A 22,837-nucleotide genomic window follows, 5' to 3' on the forward strand; every position below is an offset into this window, starting at 1 on the left:
TCTTATAAAAGCAGGAATTTTTGGAGTTTGTGTGGGTGATGCTTTAGGTGTTTCCGTAGAATTTAAAACCAGAGAAACTTAAAAAATGAAGATATTGAAAGTCTTTTGAAAAATCAAATATTAAACGATACCAATGGAAACAACAAAAAAATTTGATGTTAATGAAGTTAGTAATGATATTAAAAAATGTCTTAATCAGTTAGCTTCGATTGATTACATAGATAATATAGGAAATAGAAAATGGACAGCTTATATTTTAACGCATCTTAAAAAATTGGGCCATGAATATGGTTTTGAAGTGTGTCCTGATGATGATAATCAGAATTCAGGATGGTTATATGATTTAAACTGGTATAAGAATGAAGATGGATTTTTAACTGAGATTCCTTTTATCATGGAATCTGAATGGAGTTATAATCATGATCATATTAAATATGATTTTGAAAAGCTACTGCAAGCTGACGCGGAACTAAAACTGATGGTATGCTGTTGTAAAAGAGAAGGTGATCTTGAATATTTTAATGAATATTTTCCAAAAGCTATTCAAAAGTATAAAAAACAGTCTGCTTCAACATATATATTTGCTATTCTTAAAGATTGGGAGCCTTTTGAATTTATATTTTATAAATACAATTCTGCACGCAAAAAACTGATAGAAGATGAAAAATCAATATAAACAAATAAGCAAATTCCTAAGCCTGGTTCTGAGACATAAACCCGAAGTCATTGGGCTGAATTTAGATGAAAACGGCTGGGCAGACGTGAAAGAACTACAGGAAAAATGCGCAAAACAGAATCAGGATTTCACGCTGGAAGAATTGGATGAAATAGTTGAAACCAACGACAAGAAACGCTTTATTTATAATGAAGACAAAACAAAAATAAGAGCCAACCAAGGACATTCGATTGATATTGACCTGACTCTGAAACCTCAGCAGCCTCCCGAATTTCTGTACCACGGAACCGCTGAAAATAATGTTAAATCTATTTTAGAAAAAGGGATTGAGAAAAGAAGTCGTCAGCACGTGCATTTAAGCAGTGATAAGGATACCGCTGCCAAAGTCGGAATGCGACATGGAAAACCTGTTCTTCTCACGATCATGACAGGAAAAATGTACGAAAACGGTATTACATTTTATCTTTCCGAAAATAAGGTCTGGCTGACGGACTTTATAGATCCTGAATATATCATGATTCAATAAAAAAAGACTGTCTTTTCAGGCAGTCTTTTCAATATTTCTTATTTTGGTAATCCTCTTTTCCAGGCGATTTCCGCTCTTTTAACGGCTTTTTTCTCCTTCCAGTCCATGTATTTCTTTTTGAAATTTTTCTTCATGACATCATCAAATTTTCTCTGTACGGTAAGATTCCACAAAGAATGAGCTTTCACGGCCCAGGATTTATCCCAGGCTCTCAGGGAAATAGAGAAGCTTCCGTCCAGATACTTCATCCAGTGCCACCATCCGGTTGGCATAAACAAGGTATCGCCATGCTCAAGGAAACATTCAATGCCTTCTACACCATCCAAGGCAGGGAACTTTGTAAAATCAGGATTTTCGATATCATAATCTTCCAGCGCATACGTTGCATAAGGAATTTTATAGAGCCTTTCTTTCCATTTATAATCAAAAAGAAGAATATGTTTTCTTCCGTTGAAATGGGTATGGAAAATATGCGCCATATCAATATCATAATGAAGGAATGTCACAGATCCTTTTCCACCGAAAAACATGGAAGGATATTTATCAAGAAAACCTCCCATAAGATCTTTAGGGGAAATATAATCTGCAAGTAATTTTTTAGCGTGCTTGATAGGATCAAAAAAGAAAATTCTGAGATCTGTAGGTTCTCTTTGGATAAGATCCACATAATCTGTAAACTTCATTTTTGCGGCAGATGCATTAATGGGAGCGGCGGGATCAGCCTTGCTGCTGTCATATAACGGAACCTCTACATCTCCTACTACTTCCTTCATGTAATCCATGGTCCATTTTTGATAAGCAGGCCACTTTCTCGCCATATTCTTAATCACCACAGGTTTTCTGGGCTTAAGATATTTTTCAATGAACTCTTCTTTTGTAATGTCATCTACAATATCAATAGGCTTTAAATTGATTCCCATTTGTTTAAAATTTAATGTTACAAAATTATTAAATAAAAATATATGTTAACAGATTTAAGCTTTTTTTAATCTATGATTCAAATCATTTTTACCTATTTATTCTAAATAAAATCTTTTACATAATGAAATACCCTGTAAAGTTTACAGGGTATCAAAACACAATAATGAACAAAAAAGATCCATCTAGTGCTAATATAAAAACTGTATCCGATAAAGCTAATTCACAAAAAGTTAATAAAATATGATTAAAATATATATTTTAAAAATAATTTCCTAAAACATCAAATTGCTGATAAAACCATGAAACGAGAATGTTATTCTGACTTAAATTTTTTCTTTTTAAAAAAAATTTGAAGAGACTATTTAATTTCCAATCTGATACAGCAAATGAGTACTGTGCAAAAAATTCTTACCGAAGCACAATTTATTTCTTATTCAATGGAAATTATCACTATTTTTGTAGTGATAAGTATTTTTAACTTTTCTTATTTATATCAATCTTTATTGTGTAACAAAAAGCTTTAACGACTAACTAATAACATAAATAGTAAATTATGAAATTGAAAATTACTTTATTCGTCATGATTTTTTTCTCCGTTCTTTCTTTCGCACAGAAAACGGTTTCGGGAAAAATTACGGATGAAGACGGCCAGGCAATTCCCAGCGCCAGCGTTACCATAGAAGAACCAGGCAAAGATGCCATCCTTGCTTACGCTATTACGAATTCCAAGGGAGAGTACAAAGTAACTTTCACCTCTTCAGAGTCTAACGTGGATCTGAAGGTAAAGGCATTCAACCAAAGACCGATAACAAAGCAGATCAGCAACAGCGATCAGACCGCAAACTTCAAATTGCAGGGCGAAGCTACTGAAATCAAGGAAGTACAGCTGAAAACAAAAATGATTACGGCAAGAGGTGATACCATCGCTTATGACCTCAAAGCCTTTGACAGTAAAAGCGACAGAACCCTTGCTGATGTAATGAAAAAAATTCCGGGTATTGAAGTGAATACTGACGGAACCATTCTTTATCAGGGTAATGCCATCAACAAATTCTACGTTAACGGAAAAGACCTTATGGAAGGCGGCTACGGCACCATCAACAACTCGCTTCCAAAGGATGCCGTACAAAAAGTTGAAGTTCTTGAAAATCACCAGCCGGTAAAAATTCTTCAGGACAAAGTGCCTTCTGACCAGGCAGCGATCAACATCAAACTTAAAAATTCCGTTACCATGACGGGAAGAGGAGAAATAGGAACCGGCTTTGGAGATCCCTGGCTCTGGAACGTTAAGCTTACGCCCATGTTCTTCGGGCAGAAAAGCCAATGGGTAGTCAACTACAAGACCAACAATATGGGAGAGCAGGTGGAAAATGAAGGAAATATTCTTGCCTTCGGAAACAGGTTTGAGGGAAGAAGAATTAATGCCTCCCAGAATGACTGGCTGAATGTGGAAAACGCAAGCATCCCTAATCTTCCGGTAAAAAGATACCTGATGAATAACGTGCATTATCTGTCGGCTAACTATCTCACCAATATTGACAAGAAAAAAGAATGGGAGCTGAAAGCCAATGCCAACTACACCAATAATGCAGTGGAAAGAGAATCTACTTCCCAGACTACATTCTTCAACGGAACTTCCAATAATCTGAATATTTTCAATAATTTTTATACAGATAAGGCGAAAGGAGAATTAATATTCACCAAAAATGCAAAAAAGGGATTCTTTAAAAACACCACAAGCTTTTCCCAGTTTTGGAATGCAGACAGAGGTATTGTAAACAGAAGAGACGGCACCAATAGTATTCAAAGAAATGGAGAGGAGGCTTTGGAAGCTCCAACCACTTCGTTCCAAAACTCGTTAAGTACGATTGTTCCGTGGAAAGAAAAGATGGTGAATGTGTTGTCTTTCATAAGCTATCAGACAGACAGACAGGATCTGCGTGTTTCTCCTTCATCATACCTTGATATTCCTGGTTTTACGCCAGATCTTTCAAGCAGTTCAGTTGATCAGCGTTTAAGATTAAAAACATTTGAGGCAAACCATTCTGCCAATATTGGATTTTCTACAAAAGGCTGGACGTTCACGCCTGAAGTTGGATTTAATTTCGAATCAACGCATTTGGATTCTGATTTGTATAATATCACTTCCGATGCAGCGGCACCGCTTTCACAATATGGCAATGATCTTACCTACACCACTGCAACGCCTTATGGAAGCATAGGAGTAAATTATAAAAATGATGCCTGGATGTTGTATGCCAACTTCCCGGTGAATTCTAACAATATAAAAGCTGAGGATCCTCAAAGATCGGTATACCGTGAGCTCAATAAAGTAACCTTTGAACCGAGTATTTTTGCACAATACACTTTCGCATCATTCTGGAAAGCATCGGTAAACGCCAACATCAATAATAATTTTGGTGAAATCAATACAGCATATGCCGGTTTTCTTATGACTTCACCGGTAGGAATTAATGCAATGGATCCTAAGAACCCTATTCCCCAGAACAATAACAAATCTGCAGGAACAAGATTAGAGTACAGAAACCCGCTAAATAATATATTCTTTAATGTTAATTACCGATTTTCTGACGCCAAAAGGAACCTGATTTCCAATCCGACTATTATTTCAGGGTATACTGTTATGAGTTATCTTGTAAGAGATAATCATGTTCTTACTAATGGCTACAGTGCTGAAATCGGGAAATATTTCCCTAAATTTAAAACAAATGCTTCGTTAAGCTACAGCAATAACACAACAAAATCCGATGCGATCCTGGACAGCAGGTCTTACACCAATACCAACACAGGCCAGTCCTATGGAGTGAAATTTAATAATACGTATTTCAGCTGGATGAGCATAGATTATAATGCCCGTATTACAAAAACCAAGCAAACAAGTGAGGGAGATGTTGTTACCAACGCGACAACAACAGGATTCAACCATAATCTTGCATTATTCTTCTACCCTATCGAGAACCATACTGTAGGATTCAACTGGGATCAGACCGATACCGATACCCCGGATCAAAAGTACCGTAACGGTTTCTACGATGTTTCTTACCAGTTTACATGGGCTAAAAAGAAAATTGATTTTGAATTGAAATGGATGAACATCGCCAATAAAAAAGTATTTGAAACTTTTGAAATTGATGCTACCAGAACAACCGCCACCAGAATTCTCTTAAGACCAAGCCAGGTAATGTTTACCGTAAAATTCAACTTTAAATAACAGTAAAAACCAATCTCACTGAGGTTGGTTTTTTTATGATTTATTTCCTGTCAGCTTTCGCTTTCCTGCAAAGTGCTGTAAAAGTTCGGGAAACGGAGCTGTACGGTTGTTCCCTGATTTTCGTAGGAGCTTACAATAAGTTCGCCATGATGCATTCTTATAATATTTCTGGCCAAAGGCAGGCCGATTCCATACCCTTCATAGTTCTTTGTATTGGAAGCTCTGAAAAAAGGATCATAGATTTTATTCATCTCTTCCTGCGGGATACCGATTCCGTTATCTTTAACGATAATATAGACATCATTATCAGTAGCACCCAGAGATACTTTTACCTGCTGAAAATTTGAATATTTACATCCGTTCTGGATAATATTGGTAACGGCAAGATGAAGCAGCTGCTCGTTCCCCTGAACCTTTAACTTTTTAGGATTATCGGGCAGCATGCTGATATCGAGAAAAATATTGTTTCTAACATCAATTCTTCGTAAAGTTTCGATAACATCCCAGAGCAGCTGATCTATCCGTACTTTATCCATTTTCTGGATCTTGCCGTCGAAACCGGTTTGTGCGATCATTAAAAGCGCATTGATCTTTTTATCAAGTTTTTCGGCTTCATCAAGGATAATTCCGAGTGTTTCTTTATATTCAGAATTGGTTCTTGAGATGGAAAGTGCCACATCTGCCTCTCCCATGATCGATGTTAAAGGAGTTCTTAATTCATGTGAAACATTTCCGATGAGGTGGTTCTGGGTTTCAAAAGATGTTTCAATACGGTTCAGCATATCGTTGAATGTTTCCACCAGTTCGTTCAGTTCTTTATTATCCGGCTGCGGCTCCAATCGAAGGTGAAGGTTTTCGGAACTGATTTCTTTTACTTTTCCGGTAATTTTCAGGATCGGTTTAAATAATGTTTTAGACAAATAAAAAGAAAAAATCATGCTGAAAAACAATGAAAGCACAATACAGGTGATCAATGTTCTCTTCAGAAATCCGAGATAATATACCACATAATGATTTTTTGCTGAAGCAATTGCAATATAGCTTTTATCATCATGCCGAAAAGTCTGTCCGATATAATAAAATTCTTTGTCGTTGTAATTTGCCTCCCCTTTTCTGACGATATTTTTAAAAAAAGAAGACGGAATATGAATTTCCTGTGAAATTTTATTAAAATTAGAATCTGTGGGAACCGCAAAAACATAATCTCTTTCCATGGGAAGCTCCTCATCATTCAAACCGTTCAGGATGTAGTTTTCGGGAAGATCCAGATTGTCTTTGCTTTTTTCTACCTGGATGATGGTGGTCGTACGGATTTTCAGGAGTTCGTAAAATCGCTGATGAGAAAAATTAACAATAGAAAAATACACCAACCCACTGAACAGCAAAATAATAGCTGTAAAAACCAACATAAGGAGCACCATTGTTTTGGTCTGATTGGTAACGACTTTATTGAACATCTGCTACGGTTTTTTTAAAACATATCCCATTCCGATAACGGTATGGATGAGTTTGTTATCTTCCTGGTTATCCAGCTTTTTTCTTAGATAATTGACATAAACGTCAACAACATTTGTTCCGAGTTCGTAATTAACTCCCCAGACCGCATCCAGAATTTCTGCTCTGGAAATTACTTTCTCTGGATTATTGAGAAAATAAAGCAGCAGTTTATATTCTGTTGAGGTAAGTGAAATTTCCTCTCCGTTTCTTGTTACTTTTTTGGTATAATCATTAAGAATGAGATCCGAAAACTGGTAAATATGTTCCTGACCTGCTTCGGGTTCTTCAATTTCAGCAGTATTTCCGTGGGTACTTCTCCTTAAAAGTGATTTTACGCGGGCAACCAATTCAATAAATTTAAATGGTTTTACGAGATAATCATCTCCTCCGCTTTCCAATCCAAGGACAATATTTTCCGATGTTCCAAGTGCCGTTAGAAACAAGATGGGAACATGCTGATTGGTTTTCCTGATTTCTTTGCAGACATCGAGTCCATTCATTTCCGGGAGCATGATATCCAGAATAACGAGATCAAAATCATTGGACTGAACAAGCTGAACGCCTGTTTTCCCGTCAAACGCCACAGAAACTTCATACCCGCTTTCCTGAAGCCCTTTTTTAATAAAGGACACTACACTGGTTTCGTCTTCAATAAGAATAATCTTTTTCATGAGCACAAGGATTATACAAAAATAGAAAAAAGATTGGGAAGTGTGGGATTGAGATTAGTTCTGCTCTCCAAACAATATTCTTTTCTGCATTTAATATTCTGGAGATTTATCAAAGATAGTAAGTTCAGTACCTCTTTTAAAGGTAGATAACTCTTCTTTATTCAAATAAAAGGTGATGTTCCAGCGTTCTGATCACGATCAGTGTAAACGTCATAGTTCCATCCATCAGGAGAATCATTTGTAAATATAGTCTGTACCCAATTATAATCAGTATATTTATTTGATTCACTTTTAAAAATTAATTCAATTTCAAGCCCCCCTAATTTATTCCCTTCAGGCGATAAATTACTATACGCTCTATAATTTTTAACTTTAATCTTTATAATCACTATCATAGACTTTCACAGAAGAACCTTTCTGTAACGCCTCGGCTTCTAAATGCGCCACATGATAAAGTCCACTTGTAATTATCCCCTGTCTGAAGCCATCCCAGAAATTTCCTCCGGCAATGGTAGAAGAAATACCGACGCCGAGACCGCCAGTGACAATCATAGTGGCTTTCATATAATCGTGTTCCAATTTTCTTCTTTTCAAAAACTTAATTTTTTCTCAAAAACCTTTATTTTTTGGGTTAAGAGATGGACCCGAGCTTCTATTTTATTATAATTTAATTCTAAAATCTGTAATATTAAAATATTCTTCAACCGGGGCTCCTAATTTTGGGCTTATAGGATTGCTTATTCCATGTATTCTAATTATGGTATCTGAATCTTCAACAAGTTCTTTTTTAAATCTTACTTTATAATTATTAATTCTTGGAAATAAAATTGTTACAAAATCTTTTTGATTACTGTGATTTATGCCGTAATGGTTTTATAATATTAAACTCCCGCAGGATTATAATTATATAATCTTGATTCCCAAACAGCAAAACTTATAAATCCTAACTATTTAAAATGAGAATATTGTGTTTTATTTCTTTATTTTAAGACATAAAAAAAGCCCTCTTAAAAAAGAGAGCTGTATGCTGAATGTTTCAGCTAGTACCCCAGGCGGGACTTGAACCCGCACGCCAAAAGAGGCACAGGATTTTAAGTCCTGCGTGTCTACCAGTTCCACCACCAGGGCAGGCGTGGAGCGAAAAACGGGATTCGAACCCGCGACCCCAACCTTGGCAAGGTTGTGCTCTACCAGCTGAGCTATTTTCGCAAACTGTGCGGATGAAGGGACTCGAACCCCCACGCCTCTCGGCACCAGATCCTAAGTCTGGCGTGGCTACCAATTACACCACATCCGCGTGTTTTTTGTTTTACTGATTTTTAATGATCTTCTCTCGTTTTCAGTGGTGCAAAGATAGGATAAATTCTTTTACCTCCAAACTTTTCATAGGAAAAAATTAAAATTTTTACATTTTTTATTTCCGACCCGCTTTATTACATTTCATTTTATTACTTTTACATTCGTTAATTAATATGATATGGAATTACAAGGAACGGTAAAGAAACTTTTTGATGCTCAGACATTTGCGAGCGGTTTCCAAAAAAGAGAAATGGTTATTTTAACCCAGGAGCAGTATCCACAGCCGATAAACATAGAATTTTTGTCTGATAAGATCAGTTTATTGGATAATCTGAAAGAAGGCGAAAATGTAAAAGTAGGAATCAATATCAGAGGAAGAGAATGGGTTTCTCCGCAGGGTGAAACGAAATACTTTAATTCTATTACAGGATGGAGAGTAGAGAAGGTTTCGGATAACGCTTCAGAACCTACACAGGCTGCGCCTTCACAATCAGCATCTTCAGTTTCCAATGAAAATCCTTTCGCCGGGGACGATGATGATGATCTGCCTTTCTAATGATTAAAAAAATACGATTGAAATACAAATCCTGCTTTTTAAGTGGGATTTTTTTTCCTAAAAATGATTCGACTAGACGAAAATGAGATTTCTTTTCCCGATCCGGAGCTGTACGATGGCCACGAAGGGATCATTGCTTTTGGCGGAGACCTATCGGTAGAAAGAATATGGTTTGCTTATCAGCTGGGCATATTTCCCTGGTTTAATCCGGGGGAAGAAATTCTCTGGTGGTGTCCGGATCCAAGGTTTGTCCTTTTCCCCGAGGAAATTAAGGTTTCAAAATCCATGAAAAAAATACTGGATCGAAACGTCTTTACCTTCACTGAAAATACAAACTTCAGAGAAGTCATCAAAAATTGTCGGGATATCAGCCGTAAAGGACAATCCGGAACCTGGCTTTCGGATGAACTGATGGAGTCTTTCATCAAGCTTCATGATTATGGATTGGCAAAAAGTCTGGAAGTTTGGCAAAACGAAGAGCTGGTGGGCGGTTTTTATGGCCTTCAGATTGGCAATGTGTTCTGTGGGGAAAGTATGTTTTCCAAAGTAAGCAATGCTTCAAAAGCAGGATTTATTCATTTTGCCCAAACGTATCAAAACAAGCTGGAGCTTATCGACTGCCAGTCGCATACCGATCATCTGGAAAGCCTCGGTGCGAGAATGGTTCCCAAACGTGAATTTCTTAAAATTTTATATAAAAACAATGAACACAGATAGAGAAAAATGGATTCTTCTGATTCTTCTGAGTATGATCTGGGGATCGTCTTTTATTTTAATTAAAAAATCCCTGGAGCATTTCAATCCCTATCAGGTAGGGGCTTTAAGAGTACTGATTGCCGGAATCATCCTGACGCCGATTGCCATCTCAAAATACAAGCTTTTTCCTAAAAAACATCTGAAATGGCTTTTGCTGGCAGCTTTTACAGGAAATTTCATTCCGATGTTCCTTTTTCCTATCGCCGAAACGGAAGTCAGCAGCAGCATTGCCGGAATCGTAAATTCCATGATGCCGATTTTTGTGATTATCGTTGGTGCGCTGATATGGAAGTTTGGTACAACAAGGCGGCAGATTACAGGAACATTCATAAGTTTCACCGGCGTTTGTATCCTTGCATTCGGAGGAGATGCGGAAAGCGGAACATTTAAGCTGGTTCCCATTTTACTGCTGTTGCTGGCCACTTTATGCTATGCGGTGAGTACAACTACGGTAAAATCAAAATTAATGGATATTTCATCTACGGTATTGTCTGCATTTGTCTTTACATTTGTTCTTTTGTTGCCATCTGTAATTGCGCTTATTTTTACCGGATTTTTTTCAACCTTCAGCCTTGATAAGAATCATCTTACCGGACTAATGTTTGTAAGCTTACTGTCGATTTTCGGAACCGGACTGGCAATGATGATGAATTACCGTCTACTGAAAGTTTCCTCTCCTCTTTTTGCTTCTACGGTCACTCTGCTGATGCCTATTGTTGCGATTATCTGGGGAATTATAGATGGAGAAAAGCTTACCGCGCTCCAGTTTGCAGGAGCAGGAGTCATCATAGCCGGACTGATCTTCCTGAGAAGCAAACCTAAAGTTATCAACAAATAAATCCCGCAAAAATGCGGGATTTTTATATAAATTAGTTGATATTAACCTTCGGAATTTTTCTTTTTCACTCTGGCTTTTGCTTTTTTCACCTCATCTTTAATGAAAGGATATTTTTTCTGCATATCCGAAACCAAAGAAGGATCCAGTTCCAACGCCTGAAGCAGTACTTCTTTGCCTTTTTCCTGGTCTTTCAGGTTGAAATAGCAATTGCTGAGCTGATAATATAATTCTGCTCTGTGATGCGTTTTTACAGCTTTATTTAAAACCAGAATGGCTTCTTCATATTCGCCCAGCAGCATAAGCACTTCAGAGTAAGCGTACCAATTGTAAAATCTTGACGGTTCAGCATCCACAAGCTTTTTTAAGCAGGTAAGACTTTCTTCAAATTTTCCGGCATCAATAAATAAAAATGCCAGTCTTTTTTGATAATCAAGATTATTTTCATTCAGGTGAGTAGCTTCTCTTGCGAAATGTAAAGCTTCGGTCATCCCGCCCATTTCCTCATAAATATAGGATTGCTCCATCATTGCGAGATAAAACTGCGGGTCTTCCCGTAATGATTTCTGGAAAGCATTTAAAGCAACAATTGGTTGTTTTAGGGCTTTATAGCAAAGTCCGATTTTATAAAACGTAAATGCTTTGGTGTATTCCAGTTCAAGCATTTCTTCATAAACGGATATCGCTTTTTTATAATCTCCCAATGCTTCGTAGCAAGCCGCTTTATTGGCGTACACGCCTACTGAGCTTGAGTTGATAGCCAGTAAATAATCGTAGCCTTTAATGGCTTCGTCGTAATTTTTCCGGTTAAAGTAAAATTGTCCGTATTCAAACCAGGCAATTTCCGAATAGGCATATTCGTCAAGATATTCATTCAGGAAGGCAATTGCCTCATCACTCTTATTTAAATCTGAAAAGCAGACCATACAGTTTTCTAATGCATAATCATCAGTAGGGTCTTCTTTAAGGGCTTTTCTGTAATGTTTAAGAGCGTTAAAAGGATCTCCGAGATTTACATATTCATCTGCAATAAAGTTGTGAAGGAAATTCTCTTCTTCTTTCAGCTCTAATGCTTTTTTACAGATATCAATGGATTTTCTTGGGTTTCCTAAATTCGAATAATACTTTGCATAGCAAACCAGAAAGTCTGTGTTTTCCATAGAAGAACCTTTCAGCTCATCGATCAGCTCTTTAGCCGTATTATAATCTTCCCATTCCAAAAGAATTTCAAGCTTTTTGATCTTGATGTCTAAGGAATTCGGGTGAAGCTTGAGCCCGTAATTGACTGCAGTATCTGCATAATTAAAGTCTCCCAGCTCCAGGTAATAAACAATAATGTCTTCAAGCTCTTCTGTATCGAAGTAGAATTCATCATTATTTTCCATCATTTCCTCGAACTTTTTTACAAGTTCATTTCCAAAATATTCTTCCAATATAAAACAGTTTTAAGATTTAAGACCAGAGATATGAGATGTACTAATACTCGCTTCTGAAAATCTTAGTTTTAAATTTAATAATAAATACGATTAAAATGATGAAAAGGTTGTTAACTTTTATTAAATCAAGCTATTGATTTTAGCTATCATTTCATCACCTAACCGGTCGGCTTCCTCCTGAGATTTAGCCTCTGTATAAATTCTGATAATAGGCTCCGTATTTGATTTTCTTAAGTGGACCCAGTTATTTTCAAAATCTATTTTTACGCCGTCTACCGTTGAGACCTCTTCATTTTGATATTCTTTTTCCATTTTGGTTAAAATATCATCCACATTTATTTCCGGAGTAAGCTCTATTTTCTTTTTACCCATAAAATAGCTTGGGTAGCCGGCTCTAAGCTCAGAAACCGTCTTGTTTTCTTTGGCAAGATGCGTTAAAAATAAAGCAATTCCTACTAAAGAATCTCTTCCGTAATGAAGATCAGGATAGATAATTCCTCCGTTTCCTTCACCCCCGATCACGGCGTTTTTCTCCTTCATCAACGTCACCACATTTACCTCTCCTACTGCACTTGCAAAATATTCTGAGTTGTGGCTTTGCGCAACGTCTCTTAATGCACGGCTTGATGAAAGGTTGGAAACAGCTGCTCCGTTTTTATTTTTCAATAAATAATCTGCAACGGCCACCAAAGTATATTCTTCTCCGAACATTTCTCCTTTCTCATCAATCAGGGCCAATCTGTCTACGTCAGGATCCACAACAACTCCGAAATCTGCACCTTCTTTTTTTACCAAGCCGCAAATGTCTCCCAAATGTTCTTTCAACGGTTCAGGATTGTGCGGAAAATGGCCGGTTGGTTCGCAATATAGCTTTACCGTCTCACAACCCAGCTTATCCAATAACATCGGAATGGCGATTCCTCCTGTAGAATTTACCGCATCAAGAACGACTTTGAAGTTTTTAGCTTTAATAGCTTCCACATCTACCATCGGCAAATCCAAAATCTGCTGAATGTGAATATCAAAAGCATCGTCTCTTGTTTCATATTTGCCGAGATCATCTACTTCTGCATAATTGAAATCTTCGCTTTCAGCAAGGGCCAGAACTTCAGCTCCATTTTCTCCGCTGATGAACTCCCCCTTGTTATTCAGTAATTTCAGGGCGTTCCATTGTTTCGGGTTATGGGAAGCGGTAAGGATAATTCCGCCGTCGGCTTTCAGTTCCGGAACCATAATTTCCACCGTTGGTGTTGTGGAAAGCCCCAGATCGATAACATTAATTCCCAATCCCTGTAAAGTAGCGGTTACCAGAGAGGAAACCATTTGCCCGGAAATCCTTGCATCTCTACCAATAACGAGGGTAAGGTCCTTTTTATTGTTATTATTCTGAAGCCATGTTCCGAATGCGGAAGCAAATTTTACCACATCAAGCGGCGTAAGATTATCGTTTACTTTTCCTCCGATGGTTCCACGGATTCCTGAAATACTTTTTATTAGTGACATATTGGTTGATCTGATTATTCTATTAATTTTTGCAAAGATACTCAAATATAACTCTCTATAGAAAAGGAACCCTTTTCTTTACATTATTATAATATTTTTTTAAAAATCTAGGAGGAGGAAAGCGATATCCAAAATATAGTACACTAAAAGTATTGTTGTTGGTAATTTCTGAGCTAGAATCTTCTCTGTAGTAATTTGAACTCAAATTAAATTTTATCCCGAAAAAAGATGTTTCTGAATTATAGCCAAAGTACAATCCTGTTCCTGCCCTGGCTATTAAGTATCTATTATTTTGGGTATCTGAGTTTTGAAGATCATATCTATAAGTAGTCCATCTTATGCCCATCCCAGTAAAGATATATAGTCCAATATTCATTCTTGTTTTGATTACCCAATTGTAATGATAACCTAGATCAATGCCTAAATTAAATTGTGTTTCCCTACTCTTAACTTCCCCATTTTTATTTTTGAATAAAGAAATATTATATTGTAACTCAGGAATAAAACTTCCAGAGCTGTTATTTTGCCATTCTCGTTGGTAAAGAATACTTTTCAATGAAAAGTCTTTATTAAAAACATACGAAGTTCTTGCTCCAAAAGTTTGATACTTTAAATCTGGTAATTGAAAATATGGTTCTTTTCCTTTTTCCCAGTCAGGAAAAAAGTCTTGCATATTTTTAATATAAAAGCCTTTTGCATTTTTGTATTCAATTGTCTGAATAAACCTACCCGGAAAAAGTCTAAATTTAAAGTCTGTATATTTACTTTTCCCTTTTAGATCATTATCACTATTGCCAGGAAGAAAGCTCGGAGTAAAAGACATTGTAGCACTGATCAACTTATAATCAATTGAAAATGACGTACGCAAACTTTCGTTAATTGAAAATATGGTTTGAACATCTTTTGGGGAATCCTTGTAAAAGGCAACAAAATTTTCTGTATTTGTATTAAAACTTATTTTTACTGCTACCTTATCTTCATATGAAAGTAATTTTGCAGAATCTGATCTGCTTTGAGCACTGCTACCGATATAAGAAATTATTGCAGAAAACACAAAATATTTAATCATCATTTGTTTTACACAAAAATAATAAATATTTCAATATGTTATGAACAACCGCAGTCCTTGTCACAGTTTGTTCTCTTGGAGCTGAACTTTTTCGGTGCAAAATTCTTTCTAAGTATTCTGAACAATGAGTAACAGGCAAATGCTACCACAAGAAGAACGATAATATATTGTAAAAGTAGGGAAGAATCCATTATTTTAAGATTTGATATGCAAACATGGACACAAAATAGGCCAAACCTGTCATCATAACCACCTGTAAAGCTGTCCATTTCCAGCTTTTGGTTTCTCTGTAGACTACTGCAAGTGTAGAAACACACTGCATTGCAAATGCGTAAAAAAGAAGAACTGAAACCCCTGTTGCAAAACTAAACACCTTTTCGCCGTTCGGTTTTACATCTCTTCTCATTTTATCAATAACTTTCACCTCCGGTGCATCATCTTCAAGGCTGTACAGCGTAGACATTGTTCCTACAAAAACTTCCCTTGCGACAAAACTTGTCAGGATTCCAACACCCATCTTCCAGTCGTAACCCAGCGGTGCAATTACCGGCTCTATGCCTTTCCCCATTTTTGCTAAATAGGAATGATCCAGTTCAACATTAGTTGCTACCAACTGATCCGGCTTTTGTTTCGGTCCGAAATAGCTTAAAAACCAAATAATAATGCTTACAATGAAAATAATTTTTCCTGCTCCTGTAATAAAGTCCCACACTTTTCCCAGAACCATTTTAAAATCATATCCGAAAAGAGGTTTTTTGTACGTGGGCAAATCCATTACCAGATACGTTTTTCCTTTATTTTTAATGAACCTGTTAAGAACTGCGGCAGATAATAAAGCCACCACAAAACCCAAAAGATACATGGCCATTAATACCAATGCCTTATATTTTATTCCTAAAAACGTTTTGTCTGAGATGATCAGTCCGATAATGATGCTGTAAACAGGGAGCCTTGCAGAACACGTCATGAAAGGTGTTACCAGAATCGTCAACAATCTTTCTTTCAGGTTTTCAATATTCCTTGTTGAAATTACCGCAGGAATTGCACAGGCTGTCCCGGAAACCAGAGGAACGATACTTTTCCCGTTCAGTCCGAAAGGACGAAGAAGCCTGTCCATCAGAAAGACCACTCTTGCCATGTATCCCGAATCTTCCAACAGATAAAGAAAATATAGCAATATTCCAATTTGCGGTGCGAAGATGACAATCCCACCGATTCCCGGAACAATTCCGTTAGAGATGAGCGAGTTCAAAGGCCCTTCCGGCAGGTGTTCTCCTGTAAAGGCAGAAAGCCAGGCGAAAAGTTCATCGATCCAGTTCATCGGATATTCCGCAAGGAAGAATACGCTTTGGAAAATGATTAATAAAATCATCATAAAAACAACGTATCCCCAGAATTTATGAACCAGTACCTTATCCAGTTTCTCGGTTAATAATTCTTTAAACTGAGGTTTTTTCGAAATAACATTTGCTAAAATCCCATCAATATTCTGATACCGCCTTACAGTTTCCTGAACCTGTAATCTTTTAGGAACAAGGCTTTTAGAATCCGGTTCGTTGATTTGCTCAACCACGGAGTTGATTTTTCCTAAATCTGTTCCGAGGGACAAGGTAAGCCATGTTTTATATTCGTTGTCGATCCCTTTGTGTGTAGCAACTTTATGGATAAAATCTTTATGTTCGGAGGGTATTTCAAAAGATTGAGCAGAAGTTTTCAGGAAATTATTCTGGAAAACAGCTTCTTTCAGCTCTTCAATACCAATCTGTTCTTTTGCATTCGTACGGATGATTGTAATCCCTAAGGATTTTGAAAATGTATCAAGGTCAATTGAAATTCCTCTTCTTTCGGCCTGATCAATCTGGTTTACCACCAGAATCATCGGGATTCCCAGATCCTGGATCTGCTGGAACAGAAGCAGTCCTCTTTTTAGGCTTAATGCTTCAAGAATGTAGATTACTCCTGCGTAATCATTTTGGTTTTCCATCACAAACTTGGAAAAAATAGCTTCATCTTCCGAGCTTGGATAAATACTGTAAGATCCCGGAAGGTCTACAACTTCCACCTCTTCATTTTTATAAGTATAAAATCCGGAATGGCTGGCTACAGTAACCCCTGCATAGTTGCCTGTTTTCTGCTTTTTGTTGCAAAGCGCATTGAAAACCGTGGATTTTCCTACATTCGGATTCCCTACTAACAGTATTTGTTTTTTATTTCCCTGCATCAATTCAATTCTTCAACAATAATATACCTGCCCTCTTCTTCACGGAGTGCAATCCTGCTTTTCTCCTCTCCAAACTCAACATACATCGGGCCTTTGAAAGGGGCCTGATACAGAATCCTGAACGAGGTTTCCGGAAGAAGCCCCATTTCAATAATTTTGTTAGGCATTTTAAGGCTGTCGTTATCATACCCTAAAATCTTTCCCATCCTGTTTTTGGGAAATCCACTTAATTTATGTAAACCCATCTCTTTCAAAGCCAAAATTTTGTATGCAAATATACGTTATTTAAATTTAATCTAAATAGCATGTTGATATGAAAGAAATCAACCCAAATACAGAATTGCATTTGGGTTGATTCAATATAATTAGTTAAATATGAATGTCTATTTTTTCTTTTTATCTGTTGAGGAATAAGTAAGTTCTATTGGATTATCGTTGGCATTAAAAAAGTCTTTGTACATTTTTTCCTGTTTTTTCATCATATCTCCAATGGTACCGTCCATTCCCGGTATTGTTTTAGACATGATTTCCTGAGTCATCATGGGTCTTGCGGTAGCAAACGGATCTTTTTTGAAATCACTGAATGTTTTCTCGAATTTCTCTCTCGGCATATCTGTCACCTTCAAAGACATGTTGGAAATTTTTTCAGAATAAGAAAGTTCTTCCCAGTTCTGGACTTTTTTATTTCCCTGCAATGTCCAAGAATAATTTTTGCCTTCATCTTCAATTTTTACAATAAGTCCCGGAAGACCTGAAAATTTATACGGTCCATCCTGAAACGGAAGATCCGTACTGAACCATGCCGTCCATTTTCTTCCTCCGAAATCTGCAGTTGCCTTCTGAGCATTATAAGGACCTATTTTTTCTTTTTCATTGGAAATTTTCCAGTCGAATTTAATGGTTTCATTATAAGCAATCCCCATTGGTGTAAATCCGCTTGCTATTCTTTCGACATACTGCACTTTCATATCAGGATAATGCTTTACGATCTTTTCTGAAAATTTTGGCATCCTGATCGTTTTTGACAGATCCTTGAAAACGCCCGACTTCTGCATGGCTTCAACCTGTACTTTTATAATAGAATCCTGTCCTATTACGGTATAATCTCTGTAAACAGACCGATCTTTTGCGATATCCAGAACTGTAAGAACTTTTTCAAGTTTTGCAGAATCTTTCTTTGGCTTAAAGGTCAGTTCATAAAAAAAGCGGTTGGCCGTTTCTTTAGAATCTTGGTCCTGAGCACTTAAGAAAGCAAAAAGAGCGATAAAAAATATTGAAAATAGCTTTTTCATTGTTTTTCTGATGTTTTATATGGTATTAGTTGACAGCCTCCTGTTTTTGTTACAGTTTTTTGTATTTCTTTTTTTAAAATGCATATTCTAATCTGATTTTAATCTCTTTAATGACATTTTAATTCCATTCCAAAGAACTTCTAATCTGGTCGTTCTAGTTTTGTATCATCGAAAAAGATAAATACGAAACCTAAATCTCAACAATATGAATAAGACGATTTTAATAGCCACAGATTATTCTCTTGAATCTTTGAATATTCTTAAGAAGGTAATGAAAGAGAAAGATGCTAAGGAAGACCAAAATCAGTACAATATTCTTTTGGTTTCAGGATATGATACGGGAGATTCTATCAGAGATCTTCTTTTTAATACAAAAAGTACGATTTTCAATAAATTAAGGCCACAAGAATTTTGTGAAGCATATACTATTATTAAAAATAAATATCCTCACCTCATCAATAAAATCGTGTGTGATATTTTCACGGGAAGCTTCCAGAGAACTTTTAACAATTATGTAAAAGCTGAAAATATCGAGGAGGCTTACTATTCTCCGTCTATCAAAAGTAAAGGAAACGGAAAGTTTGATCTGATTCCTTATATCAGAAAATGCAAAGATCTTAAAAGCTACGAAATCTCTGTAGAACTTAAAAAACATCTGCCTGAAAAAGGAAGACTGGCGGAAATCTTTGTGGAAGTTTAAAATCAGACTCATAAAATTTTAAAAAATGTTAAGGAATTATAGTAACAGCAGGACGTTGGGAGACAACATAAGACTGGGAACGCTGACTGCCTTTACGGCAGGTACTATAAATATTGCTTCCCTGTTGATATTTCTTTCATTTACGTCCAACGTAACAGGGCATTATGCTATCCTAGCCGCAGAAATCAGTAAAGCCAACTGGTCGCAGGTTGCCGTAGTGGGAGGCTGGATTTTTCTTTTCTTCTTCGGAGGTTTTGTATCCAATTTTATGGTCATCAACTTCAACAGGAAAAGCAAATATTTCGCCCATGCCATGCCTTTGGTGCTTGAAATAGCCTGCCTTCTTTTTGTAGGAATCTACGGACAGTTTTATTACCGTAAAACGCTGGAGGAAACAGAATATCTGGTAGCTCTAATGTTATTTGCAACCGGGTTACAGAATGGTTTAACGGCAAGTATTTCCAACTTCTCCGTGAAAACGACCCACCTTACCGGTACTACCACCGATTTGGGAATCCTGTTTTCCATGTTTACCCAGAAACAGTTCAGGAAGAATGGGGAGCTGGTAGCAAGGGCGAAATTGCTGATGAGCATTATGCTTGCCTATGTTTTGGGAGCAGTATTTTCAGGTCTTACCTATTATTATTTGGAGTTTAGAGTTTTTTATGTAATCAGTCTGTGTTTATTGGTAGTGATCGGATACGATGCCTATAAAATCCACCTTAGACATTACAATACTCAATACAGATACAGCAAAATCTACAGAAAACCCAATTTTTTAGCTTTTCTGTACGATAAAATCCATGGAGGTGCCGGAATCAAACAAAAAGGAGAAAAGAAGAGAAAACTTATTTTCGAAGAATAAATGTTCTTATAAAAGAATTCCTATTTAAAGACAATACATATCAGTATTAATTTTGTGTAAACTAGCTGTGAATCAATCCTCTAATTGTGTACTGCAATTGGGGGATTGTGTTTTTAAGAAAATGCTTTACTGGAAGCTGTTTCCAACAAAATAAAAGCCCTGCAGGAATGTTGATATGTTGATAATTAAATTTTAATTCAGGGGTTTATTGTTTTAATTCTTATTCTGAATCCCTATTTTTGTAAGTTGATTTACTTTTTTTATGTCAGATATTATTCAGCTTTTACCGGATCATGTAGCCAACCAAATTGCAGCAGGAGAAGTGGTGCAAAGACCTGCGTCCATTGTAAAAGAACTTTTGGAAAATGCAATTGATGCCGATGCCACAAAGATTGAACTGATTGTAAGAGATGCCGGAAAAAACCTGATCCAGGTGGTGGATGACGGAAAAGGAATGTCTGAAACGGATGCAAGGATGGCTTTTGAGAGACATGCAACCTCTAAAATCAGAGGTACGGAAGATATTTTTAAAATTGCAACAAAAGGATTCCGTGGTGAGGCACTGGCTTCTATTGCAGCGGTATCCCAGGTAGAACTGAGAACAAAGCAGAAAGATGCCACCATAGGAACCAATATCTACATAGAAGGCGGAGTATTTCAGTTTCAGGATCCTGTTCAGACCGCAGACGGTTCCAACTTTTTAGTGAAAAATCTTTTTTATAATGTTCCTGCCAGAAGAAAGTTCCTTAAAAATAATAATATCGAATTCAGGCATGTTATTGATGAATTTCAACGGGTTGCCCTGGCACATGAAAATCTTGAGTTTTCCCTTTTTCATGACGATGAAGCGGTTTTCAGATTGAGAAAAGGAAGCCAGATGCAACGTATTGTGGATATTTTCGGGAGAAAACTTCAGCCCCAGCTCATTCCTATTAAAGAAGATATTATCTGGTGCAAGCTTCACGGATTTGTAGCTAAGCCGGAAGGTGCCAAAAAAACCAGAGGAGAACAGTTTCTTTTTGTAAACGGAAGATATTTTAAAAGTCCGTATTTCAATAAAGCGGTACAGGAAGCGTTTGAAGGACTGCTGTTGCCGGGATATATTCCTACATTTTTTCTTTTCCTGGAATTAGATCCTGAGAAAATTGATGTAAACATTCATCCGCAGAAAACAGAGGTTAAATTTGAAGATGAGCATCTGATCTTTGCATTGCTGCGTTCTACTATAAAAAGATCACTCGGAATTTACAACGTTGCGCCAAGCCTTGATTTTGAAAAAGATCCGCATCTGGATGAAATCATGCAGAAAACATTTCCAAGCAAAAGCAACGGTGGCGGAAACGGATTTATCAAAATGCCTGAAATCATTGTAGATAAAGATTATAATCCGTTTCTGGAAGAAAGAGGCGTAAAACAGGCAGAAATTCAGAATCTCGCCGAGATGTACCATCAGAACATTTCAGCCGAACCTTCAAAAATCAACCTCTTTGAAGATGAAGATTTTGATGAAGATCTTATGAGGCTTCCGAACGGCTACTGGTTATTTAATAAAGGAGATAAAACCTTAATGCTGGATCTGGGAAGAATGCACAGGCTGGTGGTCTCCGAAAATACAAAGCCCGTACGAAAAGGAACAACGAACAGCCATTCATTGCTTTTTTCTCTGGAATACCACATGAATGAAATTGAGAAAAACAAATATAAATCCATTAAGAAATTCCTTCCTGAATTAGGATTTGAAATGAGCATCGCCCATGAAAGCGTTCTGAGGATTGATGCCGTACCGGAAGGTTTAAAAGAAACCCAGGTGATGAAATTCCTGGAAAATCTTTTTGATATTCTGGAATACAAGACGGAAGAGGAGTTTGTGCAGTTTTACCAGAATCAGTGGAACAAAATGCAGTCGAAATCAAGATTTGATTTTATCTATAAAAAAGATGCGGAACAGCTAATAAAAGATTTTACGGCATTAGGATTCCCGGAATTTTTACCGAACGGGAAAAGATGCTTCTTTGAAGTTCCGTTTAATGATTTTAAAAATAAATTTTAAAGTATGTTTAATAGTATTCCTCCTATAACAAGAAATATTATCATCATCAATATAATTGTATTTATTGCGGTTGGTTTTATATTTCCTCAATTCTATGCTTCTTTGTCTGCATTCTATCCTTTTTCTCCCAATTTCAGGTCTTGGCAGATCATTACACATATGTTTATGCATGGAGGCTTCGCCCATATCCTTTTTAATATGCTTACACTATGGAGTTTCGGGCCGGTTCTTGAACAGGCTTTAGGAGAGAAAAAATATTTAATTTTATATTTTTTGAGCGGACTGGGCGCATTTTTCTTATTTAATCTATGGAATTTTTATGAGATCCAGCAACTTACTAATGATCTTACCAATGCCAGTGTTAATGTTGCAGATATTTTTTTAAAAGCAGATCTTAGTAAATTTAATTTTAATCCGGCACCTTACACAAATAATGAAGATGCTTATAATCTCTATATGGCATTAACATCACCAATGGTAGGAGCTTCCGGAGCAATTTTCGGGGTTGTGGCAGCTTTTGCTACGCTTTATCCTGATGCAAAAATCGGGATTATGTTTATTCCGATTCCTATGAAAGTTAAATATTTATTGCCAATTATTGTTATAGGTTCTGTCTGGCTTGGAATTTCCGGTAATGTAGGAGGTATTGCGCATCTGGCTCACGTAGGTGGAGCGTTAGTAGGATGGATTCTTGCAAAAATCTGGAGAAAGCATTTATATCGATTCAATTAA

At 36.7% G+C, this 22,837-nt stretch carries 20 protein-coding genes and 3 tRNA genes; 10 read left to right on the forward strand and 13 right to left on the reverse strand.

Annotated elements, in window-relative coordinates; genetic code table 11:
- Window positions 1-133 precede the first annotated feature (133 nt).
- Window positions 134-676, forward strand: coding sequence for a hypothetical protein (locus BUA76_RS11370; protein ID WP_072884929.1), 543 nt, complete (start codon window positions 134-136; stop codon window positions 674-676).
- The gene (locus tag BUA76_RS11375) at window positions 660-1,202 is read left to right on the forward strand and encodes an RNA 2'-phosphotransferase (RefSeq protein ID WP_072884930.1); all 543 of its coding nucleotides are present in this window, start codon (window positions 660-662) and stop codon (window positions 1,200-1,202) included. The genes BUA76_RS11370 and BUA76_RS11375 overlap by 17 nt, the downstream gene beginning before the upstream one ends.
- A 38-nt stretch (window positions 1,203-1,240) precedes the next feature.
- Here the strand turns inward: BUA76_RS11375 and BUA76_RS11380 are convergent, their stop codons facing one another.
- Window positions 1,241-2,122, reverse strand: a complete 882-nt coding sequence (locus tag BUA76_RS11380) for a cupin-like domain-containing protein (RefSeq protein WP_072884931.1) — start codon at window positions 2,120-2,122, stop codon at window positions 1,241-1,243.
- Window positions 2,123-2,676: 554 nt separating this feature from the next.
- Here BUA76_RS11380 and BUA76_RS11385 point away from each other — a divergent pair.
- Window positions 2,677-5,355 carry a carboxypeptidase-like regulatory domain-containing protein gene (locus tag BUA76_RS11385; RefSeq protein WP_072884932.1) on the forward strand — a complete coding sequence of 893 codons (2,679 nt, stop codon included), beginning with the start codon at window positions 2,677-2,679 and terminating at the stop codon, window positions 5,353-5,355.
- Between the two features lie 50 nt (window positions 5,356-5,405).
- On the opposite strand, the gene BUA76_RS11390 is transcribed toward BUA76_RS11385, so the two are convergent.
- The 6 genes from BUA76_RS11390 to BUA76_RS11420 all read right to left on the reverse strand — a co-directional run bounded on the left by BUA76_RS11390 (window position 5,406) and on the right by BUA76_RS11420 (window position 8,820).
- Window positions 5,406-6,812 carry a sensor histidine kinase gene (locus tag BUA76_RS11390; RefSeq protein ID WP_072884933.1) on the reverse strand — a complete coding sequence of 469 codons (1,407 nt, stop codon included), beginning with the start codon at window positions 6,810-6,812 and terminating at the stop codon, window positions 5,406-5,408.
- A gap of 3 nt (window positions 6,813-6,815) precedes the next feature.
- On the reverse strand, window positions 6,816-7,523 hold the full coding sequence (locus tag BUA76_RS11395) for a response regulator transcription factor (RefSeq protein ID WP_072884934.1): 708 nt from the start codon (window positions 7,521-7,523) through the stop codon (window positions 6,816-6,818).
- A gap of 372 nt (window positions 7,524-7,895) precedes the next feature.
- Complete coding sequence (locus BUA76_RS11405; RefSeq protein ID WP_143149904.1) at window positions 7,896-8,075, reverse strand: hypothetical protein; 180 nt, start codon at window positions 8,073-8,075, stop codon at window positions 7,896-7,898.
- Between the two features lie 492 nt (window positions 8,076-8,567).
- Window positions 8,568-8,651 (reverse strand) — tRNA-Leu (locus BUA76_RS11410).
- Between the two features lie 5 nt (window positions 8,652-8,656).
- Window positions 8,657-8,732, reverse strand: a tRNA-Gly gene (locus tag BUA76_RS11415).
- Between the two features lie 6 nt (window positions 8,733-8,738).
- Window positions 8,739-8,820 (reverse strand) — tRNA-Leu (locus BUA76_RS11420).
- 180 nt (window positions 8,821-9,000) lie between these two features.
- Here BUA76_RS11420 and BUA76_RS11425 point away from each other — a divergent pair.
- The 3 genes from BUA76_RS11425 (at window position 9,001) to BUA76_RS11435 (ending at window position 10,972) form a co-directional block, all read left to right on the forward strand.
- Window positions 9,001-9,378 (forward strand): DUF3127 domain-containing protein, encoded by a 378-nt coding sequence (locus BUA76_RS11425; protein WP_066438267.1) that lies wholly within the window; start codon window positions 9,001-9,003, stop codon window positions 9,376-9,378.
- A 63-nt stretch (window positions 9,379-9,441) separates the two neighbouring features.
- Entirely contained in the window at window positions 9,442-10,095 is a 654-nt protein-coding gene (gene aat / locus BUA76_RS11430) for a leucyl/phenylalanyl-tRNA--protein transferase (protein WP_072884937.1), read from the forward strand.
- The gene (locus BUA76_RS11435; RefSeq protein ID WP_072884938.1) at window positions 10,082-10,972 is read left to right on the forward strand and encodes a DMT family transporter; all 891 of its coding nucleotides are present in this window, start codon (window positions 10,082-10,084) and stop codon (window positions 10,970-10,972) included. Before aat ends, BUA76_RS11435 begins: the two co-directional genes overlap by 14 nt.
- Before the next feature lie 41 nt (window positions 10,973-11,013).
- Here the strand turns inward: BUA76_RS11435 and BUA76_RS11440 are convergent, their stop codons facing one another.
- The 6 genes from BUA76_RS11440 to BUA76_RS11465 all read right to left on the reverse strand — a co-directional run bounded on the left by BUA76_RS11440 (window position 11,014) and on the right by BUA76_RS11465 (window position 18,490).
- Window positions 11,014-12,402, reverse strand: a complete 1,389-nt coding sequence (locus tag BUA76_RS11440; RefSeq protein WP_072884939.1) for a tetratricopeptide repeat protein — start codon at window positions 12,400-12,402, stop codon at window positions 11,014-11,016.
- Window positions 12,403-12,525: 123 nt separating this feature from the next.
- Complete coding sequence (glmM, locus tag BUA76_RS11445; RefSeq protein WP_072884940.1) at window positions 12,526-13,908, reverse strand: phosphoglucosamine mutase; 1,383 nt, start codon at window positions 13,906-13,908, stop codon at window positions 12,526-12,528.
- A 55-nt stretch (window positions 13,909-13,963) separates the two neighbouring features.
- Window positions 13,964-14,980: a DUF4421 family protein gene (locus BUA76_RS11450; RefSeq protein ID WP_083573218.1), complete on the reverse strand. Its 1,017-nt coding sequence runs from the start codon at window positions 14,978-14,980 to the stop codon at window positions 13,964-13,966.
- A 187-nt stretch (window positions 14,981-15,167) separates the two neighbouring features.
- On the reverse strand, window positions 15,168-17,198 hold the full coding sequence (gene feoB / locus BUA76_RS11455; RefSeq protein ID WP_072884942.1) for a ferrous iron transport protein B: 2,031 nt from the start codon (window positions 17,196-17,198) through the stop codon (window positions 15,168-15,170).
- Window positions 17,198-17,443: a FeoA family protein gene (locus tag BUA76_RS11460; RefSeq protein ID WP_066438285.1), complete on the reverse strand. Its 246-nt coding sequence runs from the start codon at window positions 17,441-17,443 to the stop codon at window positions 17,198-17,200. Before BUA76_RS11460 ends, feoB begins: the two co-directional genes overlap by 1 nt.
- A 138-nt stretch (window positions 17,444-17,581) precedes the next feature.
- The gene (locus BUA76_RS11465; RefSeq protein ID WP_072884943.1) at window positions 17,582-18,490 is read right to left on the reverse strand and encodes a GLPGLI family protein; all 909 of its coding nucleotides are present in this window, start codon (window positions 18,488-18,490) and stop codon (window positions 17,582-17,584) included.
- Between the two features lie 205 nt (window positions 18,491-18,695).
- Here BUA76_RS11465 and BUA76_RS11470 point away from each other — a divergent pair, with 205 nt between their 5' ends.
- The 4 genes from BUA76_RS11470 (at window position 18,696) to BUA76_RS11485 (ending at window position 22,837) form a co-directional block, all read left to right on the forward strand.
- Window positions 18,696-19,190 (forward strand): hypothetical protein, encoded by a 495-nt coding sequence (locus BUA76_RS11470; RefSeq protein ID WP_072884944.1) that lies wholly within the window; start codon window positions 18,696-18,698, stop codon window positions 19,188-19,190.
- A gap of 25 nt (window positions 19,191-19,215) precedes the next feature.
- Complete coding sequence (locus BUA76_RS11475) at window positions 19,216-20,055, forward strand: YoaK family protein (protein ID WP_072884945.1); 840 nt, start codon at window positions 19,216-19,218, stop codon at window positions 20,053-20,055.
- Window positions 20,056-20,317: 262 nt separating this feature from the next.
- A complete protein-coding gene (gene mutL, locus BUA76_RS11480; protein ID WP_072884946.1) occupies window positions 20,318-22,105 on the forward strand; it encodes a DNA mismatch repair endonuclease MutL in 1,788 nt (595 codons plus the stop codon).
- 3 nt (window positions 22,106-22,108) lie between these two features.
- Window positions 22,109-22,837: a rhomboid family intramembrane serine protease gene (locus BUA76_RS11485; protein WP_072884947.1), complete on the forward strand. Its 729-nt coding sequence runs from the start codon at window positions 22,109-22,111 to the stop codon at window positions 22,835-22,837.

Origin of the sequence: Chryseobacterium takakiae, from assembly GCF_900129385.1 — a bacterium.
GTDB classification, from domain to species: Bacteria; Bacteroidota; Bacteroidia; order Flavobacteriales; family Weeksellaceae; genus Chryseobacterium; species Chryseobacterium takakiae.

Coding starts and splice junctions, on each gene's coding strand:
- BUA76_RS11465 (WP_072884943.1), bottom strand. CDS start 18,490: ATGAAAAAGCTATTTTCAATATTTTTTATCGCTCTTTTTGCTTTCTTA.
- BUA76_RS11470 (WP_072884944.1), top strand. CDS start 18,696: ATGAATAAGACGATTTTAATAGCCACAGATTATTCTCTTGAATCTTTG.
- aat (WP_072884937.1), top strand. CDS start 9,442: ATGATTCGACTAGACGAAAATGAGATTTCTTTTCCCGATCCGGAGCTG.
- BUA76_RS11435 (WP_072884938.1), top strand. CDS start 10,082: ATGAACACAGATAGAGAAAAATGGATTCTTCTGATTCTTCTGAGTATG.
- feoB (WP_072884942.1), bottom strand. CDS start 17,198: ATGCAGGGAAATAAAAAACAAATACTGTTAGTAGGGAATCCGAATGTA.
- BUA76_RS11395 (WP_072884934.1), bottom strand. CDS start 7,523: ATGAAAAAGATTATTCTTATTGAAGACGAAACCAGTGTAGTGTCCTTT.
- BUA76_RS11380 (WP_072884931.1), bottom strand. CDS start 2,122: ATGGGAATCAATTTAAAGCCTATTGATATTGTAGATGACATTACAAAA.
- BUA76_RS11375 (WP_072884930.1), top strand. CDS start 660: ATGAAAAATCAATATAAACAAATAAGCAAATTCCTAAGCCTGGTTCTG.
- mutL (WP_072884946.1), top strand. CDS start 20,318: ATGTCAGATATTATTCAGCTTTTACCGGATCATGTAGCCAACCAAATT.
- BUA76_RS11385 (WP_072884932.1), top strand. CDS start 2,677: ATGAAATTGAAAATTACTTTATTCGTCATGATTTTTTTCTCCGTTCTT.
- glmM (WP_072884940.1), bottom strand. CDS start 13,908: ATGTCACTAATAAAAAGTATTTCAGGAATCCGTGGAACCATCGGAGGA.
- BUA76_RS11460 (WP_066438285.1), bottom strand. CDS start 17,443: ATGGGTTTACATAAATTAAGTGGATTTCCCAAAAACAGGATGGGAAAG.
- BUA76_RS11370 (WP_072884929.1), top strand. CDS start 134: ATGGAAACAACAAAAAAATTTGATGTTAATGAAGTTAGTAATGATATT.
- BUA76_RS11390 (WP_072884933.1), bottom strand. CDS start 6,812: ATGTTCAATAAAGTCGTTACCAATCAGACCAAAACAATGGTGCTCCTT.
- BUA76_RS11405 (WP_143149904.1), bottom strand. CDS start 8,075: ATGATTGTCACTGGCGGTCTCGGCGTCGGTATTTCTTCTACCATTGCC.
- BUA76_RS11475 (WP_072884945.1), top strand. CDS start 19,216: ATGTTAAGGAATTATAGTAACAGCAGGACGTTGGGAGACAACATAAGA.
- BUA76_RS11485 (WP_072884947.1), top strand. CDS start 22,109: ATGTTTAATAGTATTCCTCCTATAACAAGAAATATTATCATCATCAAT.
- BUA76_RS11450 (WP_083573218.1), bottom strand. CDS start 14,980: ATGATGATTAAATATTTTGTGTTTTCTGCAATAATTTCTTATATCGGT.
- BUA76_RS11425 (WP_066438267.1), top strand. CDS start 9,001: ATGGAATTACAAGGAACGGTAAAGAAACTTTTTGATGCTCAGACATTT.